Genomic DNA, 14,424 nt, shown 5'->3' with positions numbered 1-14,424 from the left:
GGCGCGCGCCCCGCCCCCCCGTGGCCTTGTCCCACCGCCCGGGCCGCCCCGGCCTTGGGGGGCGCGGGGGGGGGGGGGGGGGGGGGCCCCCCCCCCCCGCCCCCCCGCCACATCACGGCTTCACGGCTTCACGGCTTCACGGCTTCATATCGGGGCGAGGCCGAGTTGCCGCAGCATGCCGAGTTCGTCGCTGCTGCCCCAGCGTTCGACGAGCTTGCCGTCACCGTCGAAGCGGCTGATCTGCATGCCTCGGTAGCTGACCTTCCTGCCGGTCGCCGGTCGCCCCATGAGCGGCCCCAGATGCGTCCCGGTGATGACGTAGGCGAAGGCCAACTCGTCGTCGGTGGCCAGCAGATGCTCCACCTGGACGTTCAAGTCAGGGAACGCCTCGCGCAACTCGCCGAACATGTCCTTGTACCCCTCGGGTCCCGGCCCCTGTCCCGGCGCGGGATCGTGGTCGACCGAGTGGGAGGCGACGATCTCGTCGAGGGCGTCGAGGTTGCCGGAGACGACGGCCTCTCCGAAGGCGGTCTGCGCGGCGATGTTCGCTTGCTGAGCCATGGGCCCTCCCGGGCGTGTCTCGGGCGCCGGTCTGTTCGTCGGCTGAGAGGTCCGCATCCATGCCGTCCCCCGACCGTACCTCCGCCGCTCGCCGCGGGCATGTCCACCCGGCGGGGCTCCGGCGACGTCGGTGCGGCTCACCGCAGCCCGGGGGCGAGACGGCCGCGCAGCAGCGCCTGAGCGGTCCTCTCGGCGTCGGCGAACCTGGCGTGTCCGGCGTCGGTCAGGGTGACCTCGACCGTCCTGCGGTCTCCGGCACGCCGATCGCGTTCGATGAGTCCGGCCGCCTGCAAACCCTTGAGAAGAGAGGTCATCCGGCTACCCGACTCCCGGAGGAAGGCCGTCAGCCGGGCCACGGGCACGGGCCCGCCCCCGGCCTCCGCGACGGCGCCGAGAATGAGACAGCCGTGGAGCGACAGCCCGTGCAGCGCCCGCAGCTCGCCGTGCAGCTGCCCCAGGGTCAGCAGGATCGGTGGCGGCTGCCGCCGAGTGGTGTCCGACGGATCACTGTCGCTCATGTCGCTCCCGGAGACGGTTCCTCCGGCCGCGAACCCGCGGCCCGACCATCACAACCAGGCGCCGTACGACACCGATGGCGGGCCGGCCGGACACGAGGCCCTCGGATCAGGACACCGGCCTCGCACACCCCTCACAACCCGTCCAGACGTGCATGAAATGCACATTCCACTAGCAAGCACTTACCGCAGGAGCTGCCGGAGCGCATGCCATGGCCGAGCGGATCGTCTGTCGCGGGATCCACGGGCAACCGTCTCCCGAGGACGGCGGGAGCGCCGAGCGGGTACTGGTCGACCGTGCCTGGCCGGAGGGCATCGACCGGCTGGGCGCGCCTCTCGACGAATGGCTGCGGGATGTCGCGCCGTCCGCCGAACTGCAGCGCTGGTACGGCCAAGACCCTCACCGGTTCGGTGAGTTCCGTCGCCGCTACCTCGTCGAGCTGGGCGATCCGGAGCACCGTAGGGCGGCCGCCCGGCTACGGGACCTCGCCGGGCACAACAGCCTCACGCTGCTGACCACGGCCCAGGACACGGACCACAGTCATGCCGCGGTCCTCGCCGAGTGGCTCACCGACCATGGCGCTCCTGACACCGACCGTCCTGACACCAGCCGTCCCGATGCCGGCCGTCCTGACACCGACCGTCCTGACACCAGCCGTCCCGATGCCGACCGTCCTGACACCGACCGTCCCGATGCCGGCCGTCCCGATCCCGGAGATGCCGACCCCGGCAGGCGCCCGCCCGGACACCGGACAGACGCTTTCGCCGCCATGGCGGCGACCGTGCTCCGGCCCCGCGCCACGGCACCCCCTCGGACGCCGTCTCGTGCGGCGAGTTGATGCTCGCGGGCGGGGAGCGGCCTCCGGTGGACGTACGCGGCACGGCGTCGGGGCGGTGTCACCGGCGGACGGCGTGCCGCACGGAATGCCACGCCACCACCGCCCAGGCGAGGACGAGCAGCGCGTACAGGACGACGGCGCTCCACACGAAGGGCTCGGAGCCGGTACGGGCGGCGAGGGCACTGGTACCGGTGACGCAGGCGCCGAGCGGGAAGATGAAGGACCACCAGGTGGGCGCGAAAGGCAGCCCCCGCCGGACCTCCCGCACGGTCAGCGCCGTGGCGAGCACCAGCCACAGCGTGGCGAAGCCCCATATCCCGATCCCGCCCAGAAGGGCCGCGACCGCAGTCCCGCGCGCGTACGGGGCGGGCAGCGCACTCGGCGCCGCCGTGGCCAGCGAACCCAGCGCCGTCACCGCCTGGTCCAGCGCCCCCACGCCGATCCACACCGTGGGCACCGTCGCACCGCTGGGCGCGTCATGGTGCACCAGACGGCTGTACACCATGGCCAGCACCAGCAGGACCGCCACCAGCCCGAGCCCGAGCATCGCGTAGCAGCCCAGCAGCAGGGCCAGCCGTGGCTGCCCGGCCGGCGCCCGCGGGACGAGCAGCGCGCCCGTCGCGGCGGAGACCATCGGCGGCACCACCGGCAGCAGCCAGCCGCCGAACGCCGCGTCCGGCGTGAAACGGTGCCGCGTGACCATCAGGTACGGCACCGCACATGCGGTGGCGAGACCGAGCACCGTACCGACGGACCACAGCACCCAGTCCACGTCCAGCGCCGCCCGCTCCCCGATCAGCCGCCGGCCGAGCAGCAGCGTCCCGGCCCCGACGGTGAGCAGCGCCATCGGTGGCGCCCCGAAGAACTGCGCCAGCACCGGATCACCGGCGTGCACGCGCAGCATCCGCTGCCCGAGATAACCGGCGCCCAGCACGATCAGCAGCAGCGTGGCCGCCGCCCAGACCACCGTGGCGGCCGCGCCGAGCCCGGGAAAGGTCCGCGGCAGGGTGGCGGCCGCGCTGGCCACGATCCCGGTGCCCATGACGGCTGCGAACCAACTGGGACCGAGCCGCCCGCCCCCCGTGCCGCCCGCTCCGACCGGCCGGGCACGTCCGGAAGCTCTCGGAACCGGGCCGCCCTGGGACGGGATCGCTGGGCTGGTACGGGAGTGGGGTGCCACGGCGTGGAGCGCCTTCTCTTCTCGTGTCGGATTCGTCTCCGCCCAGGACCGGCGACGGTGACCGGCCGACCGGCCCGCCCGCGCCCGGCAGCGCACGGGTCGCGGCCGAGACCGTCGGCCCGTTGGCGTTTTCCGAAGGTAGGGCGCGGCACGGATCCCGCCACAGCGCAGCACGTGCCACGACGCCCTCACTCCAGGACATCGGAGCACCGCCGGCCGGGTGAATTGGGTGGTCAAACCCACTGGGCCTACTGTGGAGCGAGTCCGTCCGGCCAGGAGGCGCACGATGAAGGACCGAGCGTCAGGCGGGAAACCCCTGCTGGTGACCGTGCTGCTCTTCCCAGGCGTTCGCCTGCTGGACGTCACCGGCCCGATCGAGGTGTTCTCGTCGGCCAACGACTTCGGCGGCCGCTACCGCATGCGCACGGTGTCCCCGGACGGCGCCGACGTGGTCACCGCGGCCGGCACCGGCCTGAGCGTCGATCTGCCTGCCGCGCAGGCGCAGGATGTCAGCGACGTGCTCGTCATCCCCGGCGGCCCCGAGTGGCCCTCCCTCGTCAAGGACGACGCCCTGCTGGACACCGTGCGGGCGCTCGACGCGCGTAGCCGCCGTACGGCGTCCATCTGCACCGGTGCCTTCCTGCTCGCCGCGGCCGGACTGCTCGACGAGCGCACCGCGACCACGCACTGGCGCTTCGCCGACCAGCTCGCCCTGCGGTACCCGCGGGTGACCGTGGCGGCCGACCCCCTGTTCGTGCGCGACGGTCACATCATGACCTCGGCGGGCGTCAGCTCGGGCATCGATCTGTCGCTCGCCCTGGTCGAGGAGCACTTCGGCGCCGACGTCGCCCGCGCCGTGGCCAAGGACATGGTCGTGTTCATGCAGCGGCCCGGAGGCCAGTCGCAGTTCAGCGTCCGCACCCGGACTCCACACGTGCGGCAGGAGATGCTGCGCCGGGTCCTGGACGCGGTCGCCGAGGACCCGTCCGCCGATCACACCCTGGCGGCCATGGCGCGCCGGGCGGGTGTGAGTCCCCGTCACATGACGCGCCTGTTCCACGACGAGATGACCACGACCCCGGCCCGCTACGTCGAGCGGATCCGCATGGAAGCCGCCCAGGCGATGCTGGAAGGCGGCGACGACCCCATGGCCACGGTGGCCCGGCGCACCGGCTTCGGCTCACCGGAGTCGCTGCGCCGGGCCTTCACGCGGAACCTCGGCATCACGCCGGGGACCTACCGGGCACGCTTCCGCACCACGGACGCCACGGACGCCTCAGGCGACGCGGGCGACGGTGCGCCGCCCGGCTGACCGACCCGCGAGGCCGACCGTCAGGCGCTCGTGACGGTCCGTCCCGGCATCGGCTCGGCGAGCGCGGCCCGCCAGGCCGGTGAGCCGAACGGGCCGGCGAAGTACTGCGTCTCGTGCACCACATGCCGGTCGGCGAATTCCATGATGCTCACCGAGTACGAGGGCACACCGTCGTAGGTGATGACGCACTCACTCACCCATACCCGCGCGTGTCCGGTGATCCGCCGGACCGTGAAGTGCCGGTCGGCGGGGTGCCCGCCGCGTTGTGCGGCGATCGTCTCGCGCCCCCGGAAGCGCTCACCCGACTGCGGGTAGTCCAGGATCGCGTCGTCGGCGTAGACGGCATGCTCGGCTTCGATGTCCCCGCGTTCCGATGCCCGCCAATGCTCTTCGATCGCGGCCCTGATCCGGGAATCAGCGTCCATGGCACCACCTTTCCGCAGCGGTGACAGCCTAGGCACCCCTGACCGCGGCCGGCCGAAGGGCAGGCGGGCGCGGGCCGGCGGGGTCCACCATTCGGCCGGACCACACGCAAAAAGGCCGGTCCGCACAGGCGGACCGGCCTTCCCGGTGGTGGGCGATACTGGGTTCGAACCAGTGACCTCTTCGGTGTGAACGAAGCGCTCTCCCACTGAGCTAATCGCCCGGGAACGCAGTGAACGATACAGGGACCGGCGGGCTTCGTTCAAACCGCTTGCAGGTGCCTGCACAGTCCCCGCCGTCCCGACCACATCATCAGCCGGTGGTTGGCGCGGAAGAACGGCCGCCCGGGGACGGCCAGTCGGCGCAGCAGCGGCTTGCTGACGTCGACGACCTGGTCGTAGCGGGCCAGGGTGCCGGTGCCGTCGGCGGTGACCGTCCAGCGGGCCCAGCCCTCGATGTCACCGCTCATCGCGATCTCCAGCACGCCGGCGGCCGGGTCGCGCCGGGTCTCGCGTGCGGTGAACGTCATGTCGTACGGCAGGACCGAGCGGATGGTGATGATGCCGGTGGTGTCGTTCAGCCGGCTGACCGTACGGACCTGCGGCCACCAGCGCGGGTAGTCCTCGACCCGCTCAAGGGCCTGGTAGACGGACGCGCCCCCGAAGGGCAGCGGCCACAGACTGCGGAAGCGGTAGTGGGTCCAGTCCATGGACGGAGTCTGCCCGGCGGGTCGATCTGAGTACGCATACTCATGCCGTACGGAGTGACCTGGAGCACACTCATGGGTGCGAGCGCCGCCGCCCGTGCGACGGCGCTCCCCCCTCTCACCTGCTACGACGGCATCTTGTCGCCCAGCAGGGCCAAGTTCTCGATGGCCGCGAGCCCGTACAGAGCGGTGTCGTTGGAGGACACCCAGCTCGCCTCGCTCCCCGCGACGAGCGTGACCGGCCCGGAGAGCGGCTCGGTCTTCCACGGCGAGGACTCCGTATAGCCGTCGGAGCTGTAGAACTTCGTCCACGCACGCTTGGCGAGCGTCTCGTCACCGGTCTGTACGGCGGCGTAGGCGTCGAGCCTCGAGTGGCCCTGGAAGAGCAGCAGGGTCCCGAAGTTGGAGCCGTAGCGTGCCGCCTGTTGGGCCTTGGTGGCGTTGAAGTAACGGCAGTAGTCGAAGTACACCTCGTTGAACTTCGGCATGTCGACCAGGTGGATGAGTTCGGCGCAGAGTTCGTTGAGGCCGAAGACCGCCGAGAGGTGGGACACGGAGACGACCGGGGTGGCGGCGGTGGCGAACTTCCCGGTGTCGAGGTCGTAGAGGCCGCTGCCCTGCACGAAGCCGTTGGGCTGGGCGGCGATGCCCTCCATGGTCGACAGCACCCGCGCCTTGGCCTTCTCCCACTTGGGGCCCTTGCGTTCCCACTCGGTGAGCCAGGCCGACACCAGACCGCTCCAGTCGGTGCCGAAGCCGATGGAGAGGGCGTGCCGGTCGGGGGTGTAGGGGTCGGTGCGGATCTTGCGGAGCGGGTCGAGGACGAGGAAGGTCTCGTCGGAGTCGACGTTGGCGGCCATGAGGTCGCCGACGCGTTCGTCGGCGGTGAGGAAGTAGTAGAAGCGCCGGTAGGTGGTGTTGGAGATGCGCTGCTGCTTGGCGCTGTCCGCGAAGTGCTGGACGCCGTGCCGGGTGCCGAGGCCGGCCCACTGGCCGAGGTGGTAGACGTCCACCTCGCCGGTGTGCCGGGTGAGCGCCTCCGCGAACCGGAAGATGTCCGTGCGGCCGCTTCTGAGGTACGCGTACCAGAGCCACAGGTCGGGCGAGAGCTCGGAGTTGTCCCAGGCGTAGCCGCCGACGTCGTACCGCCACTGGTGGCGCACGGTGTCGTAGGTGTGCATGAAGTCGCCGTAGTCCCAGAAGCCGTACCAACGGCGCTGCTCCACCTGGTCCTTGTAGTAGGTGAAGAGGAAGTCGAGATGGTCCTCGATCTTCGCCTTGGCGGCGGTGGAGCGGTCGGGCTCGGAGTAGAGGCCGGGGCCGAACACCTTGGCCCTGATGAGCTGTCGGGGCGGGGCGGTGAGCTGGGGCAGCGTCCGTACGGCCTCGACCTGCCGGGCGAGGGTCTCCGGCGCGGGCGTCGACTCGTTGGCCCAGAAGAGGAGTTCGGAGGTGCGGGCGATGCCGTAGGGGGTGCCGAATGCGGGCTCGTAGTCCTCGTAGGTGATCTCGAGGCCTTCGAGCTGTTCGGCGTAGGTGTCCTGGCCCATGCCGTCGTGGTAGAAGCGCAGGTCCATCGGCTGGGCCTCGGGCGACCAGAGCCAGAGGGTGACCTCGGCCTCGTCGGTGTGGGCGTCGCGGATGTCGAGCTGGGCGGGGAACTTCTCCCAGAAGTCCCGCAGCCCGAAGGAGAATCCGCCGCTCGCGCCACCGACGTACCCGAAGCCGGAGGCCCGCTTGCCGCCGCCGGCCGCGATCCAGCCGTACCCCTTCTTCGTGCGCTTGCGCAGGGTGAAGCCGTCGGCGGAGAGCTGGGCGAGGGTGTAGTCGCCCCAGTGCGGGATGTACTGGAGGCGGGTGGTGACCCGCTGGTCCCAGGTGGCGGGGTCGGCCAGCTTCTGCCCCGCGTACTGGGCCGCCTGGACGGCCGCGCCCGGATCGCGGCGCAGGCCCGTGATGCCCTGGACGGCCTCCCGCAGCAGGCCGGTTCCCTCACCGCCGATCCGCACATGCCGGTCGTACGCCTCGTCGCGCATCGGCACACTGAAGCGCACGCCAAGGCCGCGGATGAAGTCGCCGCTCGCCTTGCCCGGCTCCTGGGTGCCGTCGTAGGTGATCGTGTGGACCATCCGGAAGGAGTCGGCGCCCGCGTAGAAGTAGAGACGGATCGAGAACGGCAGCCAACTGCGGCTTCCCTTGCGGTGCTTGCCGTCGATGCGGACGACCGCGCGGACCGGCCCGTCTTGTTCGACGGTCACGGCGTCGATGGCGCCGTCGAAGCGCTCGGTCTTGACCGTGCCCTGGTCCTCGTCCTCGATCTCGGGCTGGCGGACGAGGACGAGCCGCCCGTTCCTGGCGATCTCCGTCGAGCCTCGGGTGACCGACTTGACGAGCGTCGAGCCGTTCTTGCCGATCTTCACGGTGATCACGCCGGTGGACACGTCGACGGTCCCGCCGCCCGTGGAGACGGTGACCTTCTTGTCGGGCGCCGCCGCGTCGCCCGCCGCGAGCGTGAGCGTGCCGCTGCCCGAACTCACGGCGTGGGCGGTCCACTTGAGGGAGCCGTCCGGCCAGTAGGCGATCGGCCAGGACTGGACGGGCACGTCATCGCCGTCCTCGTCAGTCAGCGCGAAGGTCTGGCCCTCCCGGAACGCGCCCATCGGCCAGGGCACACCGACGGTCGAGCCGGGCGCGGCGCCGAGACCGCCGTCCTCCAGCCAGTCCAGGGTCACCGGGTCCGCGTCGGCGGCCTCGGCTCTGGGCGCGGCCTGCGCGTCCTTGGCGCCCAGCGCCCAGCTGAACTGGGCGGCGGCACCGGCGACGGCGGCCGCCTTGAGGAGGGACCTGCGGGGGATGGGAGACATCGTCCGCCTTCCTTTCCGTGCGAGTGCAGGATGGTCAGGGGCATGACAGATAAAGGTGCGGCGCCGGACGGGCGCCGCCCCTGGTGCGAGGCCGGTCAGCGGCGGCGCCGGTGGCGCTCCTCCACGGCGACGGCCGCCGCCACGACGGCGCCCAGCACGGGCACCGCCAGCGGCGCGATGAGCAGGGCGGAACAGGCCACGAGGACTGCTCCCCCGACGAGCAGGAAGGATCCGCCGGGGTCGAGAACGGTACGGCGGCCGGCCGCCGTGAGCAGGGTGCGCCAGCGGTCGCCGGGCGCCCAGACGGCCGCCGCGCGCAGCCCCGTGACGGCGAGGCCGATCACCGCGAACAGGCCGACGGCTCCGACGAGCGGCCCGCCCGGCAGTCCGGCCCGTACGGCCCGGACATCCACCCAGGCCACGGCGACCGCACCCCACCCGGCGAGCCCGACCAGCCGGCCGCCGGGCAGGGCGGCCCGGAAGTCGCTCACGAACTCCCGCCACCCGCCGCCCATCTGCCCGGTACGGCGGCGCAGGTGCCGGGCGCCGGCGGCGAAGGCGGCCGGGTAGGTGACGACACCCAGGGAGGCGACGGCGATCCAGACGCCGGTGAGCAGAGACTCGGCGAAGACACCGAAGCGGTCGGAGAAGGCGATGGACTTCGCACGTACGTCGTCGGCCACGGCCTCAGCCCTTCAGTCCGGAGGTCGCCATTCCGTCGATCAGATAGCGCTGGAAGGTGAGGAAGAACAGCAGCACGGGCAGCAGCGCGACCAGGGACATGGCGATCATCCCGCCGTAGTTGGCGGCCACGCCGTCGGAGTCGCGGAACATCATCAGGCCCAGCGAGACCGTGTACTTGCCGGGCTCGTTGAGGTAGATCAGCGGGCCCATGAAGTCGTTCCAGGCGTTGATGAAGGTGAAGATCGCGCTGGTGATCAGGGCGGGCCGGCACAGCGGCAGCACGATCGACCAGTAGATACGGAAGTGCCCGCAGCCGTCGAGCCGGGCCGCCTCGTCCAGTTCCCGGGGCAGGTTCCGCATGAACTGCACCATCAGGAAGACGAAGAAGGCCTCGGTCGCGAGGTACTTCCCGATCAGCAGGGGGGTGTAGGTGTTGATCCAGCCCAGCTTCTGGAACATCACGTACTGCGGGATCAGCAGCACGTGGTACGGCAGCAGCAGGGTGCCGATCATCAGGGAGAAGAGCAGGTTGCGGCCGGCGAAACGGATCCGGGCGAAGGCGTAGGCGGTGAGCGAGCAGGAGATCAGCACGCCGGCGACGGCGCCGAGCGCGTAGAAGAGCGAGTTCTGGAAGAAGGTCCAGATCGAGATGTCCGCGATGCCGTCGGCGAGGCCCTTGAAGTTGGACAGGATCGGGTGGGACGGCAGCAGCTGGAGGCTGTTGATGATGTCCTTGCCGGGCTTGAACGAGGCGCCGATCACCCAGACCACCGGATAGAGGATGACGGCGAGGATCAGCAGGGCGCCGAGGTGCCAGGCGAGCGAGCCGGTGCGCTTCCGGGAGAGAGCGGGGGAACTCATCGGGCGGCCTCCTCGTAGTGCACCCATTTCTTCTGGGACCAGAAGAGGACGGCCGTCACCAGGGCGACGGCGAGCAGCAGCATCCAGGCCATCGCGGCGGCGAAGCCCATCTGGGCGTTCTTGAAGCCCTGCTCGTAGAGGTAGCAGGTGTAGACGAGCGTGGCGTCGGCCGGTCCGCAGGTGCCGTTGGAGACGACATAGGCCGAGCCGAAGATCTGGAAGGAGTGGATGGTCTCCAGAAGCACGTTGAAGAACAGCACCGGCGAAATCATCGGCAGGGTGATGTTCCAGAACTTCCGCAGCGGCCCGGCGCCATCCATCTCGGCCGCCTCGTACAACTCCTTCGGGACCTGCTTCAGGCCCGCCAGGAAGATGACCATGGGTGCGCCGAACTGCCACACGGTCAGTGCGACCAGGCAGTACAGCACCCAGTCGGCGTTGCCGACCCAGCCGCCGACGTGCCAGCCGAAGAAGGACTGGCCACGGTCCACGACCGCGCCGTCGGAGAACAGGGACCGCCACACGAAGCCCACCGAGACGCTCGCGCCGATCAGCGAGGGGGCGTAGAAGGCCGCCCGGTAGAAGGCCTGGCCGCGCCGGCTCTGGGCGAGCAGCATGGCCACGCCGAGGGCGAGCAGCAGCTTCAGCGGGGTGCCGACGACCACGTACTTCGCGGTCACCTCCACCGACTTCTGCCAGCGGGGGTCGTCGAACATCTTGGTGAAGTTGTCGAACCCGACCCACTTCGGGGTGTTGAAGAGGTTGTAGTCGGTGAACGCGAAATAGAGCGAGGCGACCATCGGGCCCGCGGTCAGCAGCAGGAAGCCGGCGATCCACGGGGACATGAAGAGGTAGCCGGCGAGGTTCTCGCGCCGGCGGCCCGGCCGCCGCCCCGTGGTGGCGGAGGCGGCCGAACGCGTCCCGCGCGCGGCGGGCAGGGAGTCCTTGACGAGCGTCACGGCATGTCCCATCAGGCCTGGAAGGCGGCCTCGGACTCGGTGAAGAACTGCTTCACCGCGTCCGCGACCTTCGTCTTGCCCTGTCCGAGGTCGCCGCCGATACGCAGGAAGGCGGCCTCGATGGTGTCGGCACCGGAGGGGTGCGGGGTGATCGTGCCGAGGACGCCCGCCTTGGCGGTGTCGTCCTCGTACTGCGCGATCTCCTTGTTCACCGCGTCGGTCGGCTTGAACGCCGTGTACTGCTCGGTGCTCGCGAGGATGCCCCGGTCGTATCCCATGATCTTGCCGACCTCGGGGTCGTGGACCATGAAGTCGATGAACTGCGCGACCTCCTTGGGGTGAGCGGTACGGGCGGAGGCGCTCAGCATCAGGGAGGCGAGGTACTGCCCGGTGTGCTTGCCGTCCATGGTCGGGATCGGCGCGAGACCGTAGGTGCTGTCACCCTCCGACGAGTAGCGCACGGTGAAGTTGTCCCAGGTGAACTCCGAGGCGCCGTGCCCGGCCGACAGGGACGACTTGGGGACGTCCTGGGCGACGACCTTCGGGTCCGTGACAATGCCGGCCTTGACGCGGCTGTAGCCGTCGGCCCACCACTCCGTCAGGTCGGCCTTGTCGAAGCCGAGTCCGTCCTCGGTGTAGAACGCCTTGCCGTTCTGGCGGAGGTAGAGGTCGTAGAGGTACATGATGGCGAAGTAGCCGGTGTCCCCCGCGACCTTCGTCCTGTCGTGGATGGTCTTCAGGGCCTTGAAGTAGTCGTCCCAGGTCCAGCCCGTGTGCGGTTCGACGCCGGCCTTCTCGAACACCTTCTTGTCGATGACGAGCGCCATGGTGTTGGAACCGACCGGGATTCCGAGCTGCTTGCCGTCCACCTCGCCGACCTTCGTGACGTCCGCCCGGAAGTGATCCAGACTCAGATTGCCTGCCTGAACCTGAGACTTGAGGTCGAGGAGAATTCCGCGCTTGTCGTACTTCCGAAGAAAGGTGACGGCATTTTGGAAAACGTCCGGGGGATTTCCGCCGGCGGCCTGGGTCTGGAACTTCTCCCAGAACGATTGATATGTCTGGAAGTCCGTCTTGACCTTGATCTTCGGATACTTCTTCTCGAAGAGCCTGATGGTCTGATTGATCTTCGTGGCGCGCTCCTCGGCACCCCACCACGAGTAACGGATCGTCACCGTCCCGTCCCCGGAACCGCTTCCGCCTCCGCACCCGGTCGTCGCGGCGAGCCCGAGCACGGCCGCCGAGGCCCCGGCCGCCTTCAGGACGGTCCGCCTCTCCATGTTCCTGCTCGTTCCCACAGTCGGGCCCCTCCCCGCAGCGTCGCCGACGCCTGCATGAATCGTTTCAAGTAAGCGCTTGCTGGCACAAGTTACGGAGGGGCCGGTGAGGCGTCAATGACTCGGACAGGAATTTCTTGTGGCCGGGGGCGGTGGAGCGGCGCGCCGGGGTGCGGGCACGGGGGCTGCCGGCCGGGCGACGCCGCAGGTGAGGGGCGCACGGCCGGGCGGCCGAACGCGAAGTGGCCCACGGGGGGGAGGATTACGAGTCGGCCTCGACCAGCGGGCCGGGGACGGCGGGGCCGGAGGGTGAGGCCGGAGGGTGAGGCCGGAGGGTGAGGCCAGGACGAAGATCCGATGCGGGGGGGGCGGCGAGGGTTCGGGGCGGGCGCCGCGGCTTCCTCTCCCGGCGCAGGCTCGGCCTGGTCGGCGGCGAGGGTGAGGCACGGTCATGAACAAAGAGTTCTCACAGCTCCGAGCCGGCGGCGCGGCCGATTCCTCCGACCACTACGCCCCTGACACGCCCGCACCGGCCCCGCCCAGCGGGCTTGCCGCGCAGATCACCGGCGTCCTTCGGCGATACCCGGCGTGTGCGATCGGCCACCGAGCGGTGCGACAAGGGCCCGTACCGACCGTGTTCGCACGTGCCACCTCGGACGGCCAGAAAACCCCTCGCACGGCTCGCAGCGCGGCGGAGCCGGAGCCCACGCGCCTCACCCGGCGCACCCGGCGCACCCGGCGCACCCGGCGCACACCAAACGTGCCGCAGGCCGTCCGAGGCCGGTCTGGCCGCCGGTGTTCCCGCAACGCCCCTCCCCGGCCCCTGAACGACCGCGGCCCACCTGCTCTCTCGCAGGTGGGCCGTGGTTCCGGGTGGGCGATACTGGGTTCGAACCAGTGACCTCTTCGGTGTGAACGAAGCGCTCTCCCACTGAGCTAATCGCCCGGACGCAGGAAGAACATTACCCCATGTCAGGGGGTGCCCCCGACCAGTCGCCGGGGGCCCGCGGCCGTCGGCCGGGTCACTCCTCGATCTTCCAAGGCATCACTATGCCGAACTTGGAGAGGTAGATCCCGGCCAGGCCCGCCACGATCACCAGGCCGATCGCCGTCAGCGTGATGTTGCGGCGGCGCACCTTGGGATCGAGGGCCTTCTGGGCCGCCTCCGTGACCTTGCGTTTCGTCCAGCGGAGCACCAGCTGGGCCCAGACGAACTCGGTCGCCCAGATCGCCATGCCACCGAAGATGATCACCCAGCCAGGCCCCGGCAACGGCAGCAGGACGACGCCCACGACCACCACCGCCAGGCCGACCGCGAAGACCCCGACCTGCCAGCTCAGGTGCAGCATCCGGCGCGCCTTGACGAATTCGGGCGCCCGCGATCCGAGCCCCCGCTCGTCGCGCGCCCCGTCCGTCTCCGTCCCGTCCACCTCACTCCCGTCCGAGGCCACGGCGGCCTCGCCCGGTTCGTTACTCCCCGTATTCATACGACCAAACCCTACCCGAGCGATTCCGGTCACCGGAATGGTCGTAGATCGCGCCGATGTTCTCGGCCGGAAGAGTTACGTAAACACACGCAAAACACTCAGAGGGGTTTACAACGGCACCGTAGGTGGCATGTCGATTTCGCCGACGTGCGAATCCCCGAGCGCACACTGAGCGAAAGGCCCTGGCGCTTATGAACACCACGGTCAGCTGCGAGCTGCACCTGCGCCTCGTTGTGTCGAGCGAGTCCTCCCTGCCTGTCCCCGCAGGCCTGCGGTACGACACGGCCGACCCCTACGCCGTGCACGCCACCTTCCACACCGGAGCCGAGGAGACCGTCGAGTGGGTGTTCGCCCGCGACCTCCTCGCCGAGGGGCTGCACCGCCCCACCGGCACCGGCGACGTCCGCGTCTGGCCGTCCCGCAGTCACGGTCAGGGCGTCGTGTGCATCGCCCTGAGCTCTCCGGAGGGCGAAGCCCTGCTCGAAGCCCCGGCGCGGGCTCTGGAGTCCTTCCTGAAGCGCACTGACGCCGCCGTGCCGCCCGGCACGGAACACCGGCACTTCGATCTCGATCAGGAGCTCTCGCACATTCTGGCGGAGAGCTAGGGCAACGCCCCTGCAAGCCGCCCGGCGCCGTCCACTCGGGGAGACGGCTCGGGCCTAGACAACCGCATACGGCAGCACCGGTGCCGCCACCGTGATCGGTCACGGGGCGGCGCCGGTGTGTCCGTGTGCCCGGGAACCACCACCGGACGGT

General features: G+C 70.3%; 14 protein-coding genes and 2 tRNA genes. 3 read left to right on the top strand and 13 right to left on the bottom strand.

From position 1 onward, the window contains the following. Positions 1–144: 144 nt before the first annotated feature. The gene (locus ACWGJB_RS05095; RefSeq protein WP_453378866.1) at positions 145–561 is read right to left on the bottom strand and encodes an ester cyclase; all 417 of its coding nucleotides are present in this window, start codon (positions 559–561) and stop codon (positions 145–147) included. A 137-nt stretch (positions 562–698) separates the two neighbouring features. Next, on the bottom strand, positions 699–1,079 hold the full coding sequence (locus ACWGJB_RS05090; RefSeq protein WP_453378865.1) for a MarR family winged helix-turn-helix transcriptional regulator: 381 nt from the start codon (positions 1,077–1,079) through the stop codon (positions 699–701). A gap of 209 nt (positions 1,080–1,288) precedes the next feature. Between ACWGJB_RS05090 and ACWGJB_RS05085 the strand changes: the two genes are divergently transcribed. Then, positions 1,289–1,915, top strand: a complete 627-nt coding sequence (locus ACWGJB_RS05085) for a DUF488 family protein, N3 subclade (RefSeq protein ID WP_453378864.1) — start codon at positions 1,289–1,291, stop codon at positions 1,913–1,915. Positions 1,916–1,973: 58 nt separating this feature from the next. Here the strand turns inward: ACWGJB_RS05085 and ACWGJB_RS05080 are convergent, their stop codons facing one another. Continuing rightward, entirely contained in the window at positions 1,974–3,095 is a 1,122-nt protein-coding gene (locus tag ACWGJB_RS05080) for a TDT family transporter (protein WP_453378863.1), read from the bottom strand. Positions 3,096–3,381: 286 nt separating this feature from the next. On the opposite strand from ACWGJB_RS05080, the gene ACWGJB_RS05075 reads away from it, so the two are divergent. Next, positions 3,382–4,407, top strand: a complete 1,026-nt coding sequence (locus ACWGJB_RS05075; RefSeq protein WP_453378862.1) for a GlxA family transcriptional regulator — start codon at positions 3,382–3,384, stop codon at positions 4,405–4,407. 20 nt (positions 4,408–4,427) lie between these two features. Here ACWGJB_RS05075 and ACWGJB_RS05070 read toward each other — a convergent pair whose 3' ends face one another. The 10 genes from ACWGJB_RS05070 to ACWGJB_RS05025 form a co-directional block, all read right to left on the bottom strand. After that, on the bottom strand, positions 4,428–4,832 hold the full coding sequence (locus ACWGJB_RS05070) for a nuclear transport factor 2 family protein (protein ID WP_453378861.1): 405 nt from the start codon (positions 4,830–4,832) through the stop codon (positions 4,428–4,430). Positions 4,833–4,978: 146 nt separating this feature from the next. Then, positions 4,979–5,053, bottom strand: a tRNA-Val gene (locus ACWGJB_RS05065). Positions 5,054–5,092: 39 nt separating this feature from the next. Further along, the gene (locus ACWGJB_RS05060; protein WP_453378860.1) at positions 5,093–5,539 is read right to left on the bottom strand and encodes an SRPBCC family protein; all 447 of its coding nucleotides are present in this window, start codon (positions 5,537–5,539) and stop codon (positions 5,093–5,095) included. A gap of 122 nt (positions 5,540–5,661) precedes the next feature. Next, a complete protein-coding gene (locus ACWGJB_RS05055; protein WP_453378859.1) occupies positions 5,662–8,400 on the bottom strand; it encodes an exo-rhamnogalacturonan lyase family protein in 2,739 nt (912 codons plus the stop codon). Positions 8,401–8,495: 95 nt separating this feature from the next. Continuing rightward, on the bottom strand, positions 8,496–9,083 hold the full coding sequence (locus ACWGJB_RS05050) for a hypothetical protein (protein WP_453378858.1): 588 nt from the start codon (positions 9,081–9,083) through the stop codon (positions 8,496–8,498). A gap of 4 nt (positions 9,084–9,087) precedes the next feature. After that, positions 9,088–9,972 carry a carbohydrate ABC transporter permease gene (locus ACWGJB_RS05045; RefSeq protein ID WP_453378857.1) on the bottom strand — a complete coding sequence of 295 codons (885 nt, stop codon included), beginning with the start codon at positions 9,970–9,972 and terminating at the stop codon, positions 9,088–9,090. Beyond that, complete coding sequence (locus ACWGJB_RS05040) at positions 9,942–10,904, bottom strand: carbohydrate ABC transporter permease (protein WP_453378856.1); 963 nt, start codon at positions 10,902–10,904, stop codon at positions 9,942–9,944. The genes ACWGJB_RS05045 and ACWGJB_RS05040 overlap by 31 nt, the downstream gene beginning before the upstream one ends. 11 nt (positions 10,905–10,915) lie before the next feature. Beyond that, positions 10,916–12,184 (bottom strand): ABC transporter substrate-binding protein, encoded by a 1,269-nt coding sequence (locus ACWGJB_RS05035; protein ID WP_453378855.1) that lies wholly within the window; start codon positions 12,182–12,184, stop codon positions 10,916–10,918. An 871-nt stretch (positions 12,185–13,055) separates the two neighbouring features. Then, a tRNA-Val gene (locus tag ACWGJB_RS05030) sits at positions 13,056–13,127 on the bottom strand. Positions 13,128–13,203: 76 nt separating this feature from the next. Beyond that, a complete protein-coding gene (locus ACWGJB_RS05025; RefSeq protein ID WP_453378854.1) occupies positions 13,204–13,668 on the bottom strand; it encodes a TIGR02611 family protein in 465 nt (154 codons plus the stop codon). Between the two features lie 191 nt (positions 13,669–13,859). Between ACWGJB_RS05025 and ACWGJB_RS05020 the strand changes: the two genes are divergently transcribed. Continuing rightward, entirely contained in the window at positions 13,860–14,273 is a 414-nt protein-coding gene (locus tag ACWGJB_RS05020) for an SsgA family sporulation/cell division regulator (RefSeq protein ID WP_004002642.1), read from the top strand. Positions 14,274–14,424: the final 151 nt, after the last annotated feature.

Source organism: Streptomyces sp. NPDC054813, from assembly GCF_053611365.1.
The sequence above is the reverse complement of the archived record's forward strand: the minus strand, read 5'-3'. Positions and strand labels throughout refer to the sequence as shown.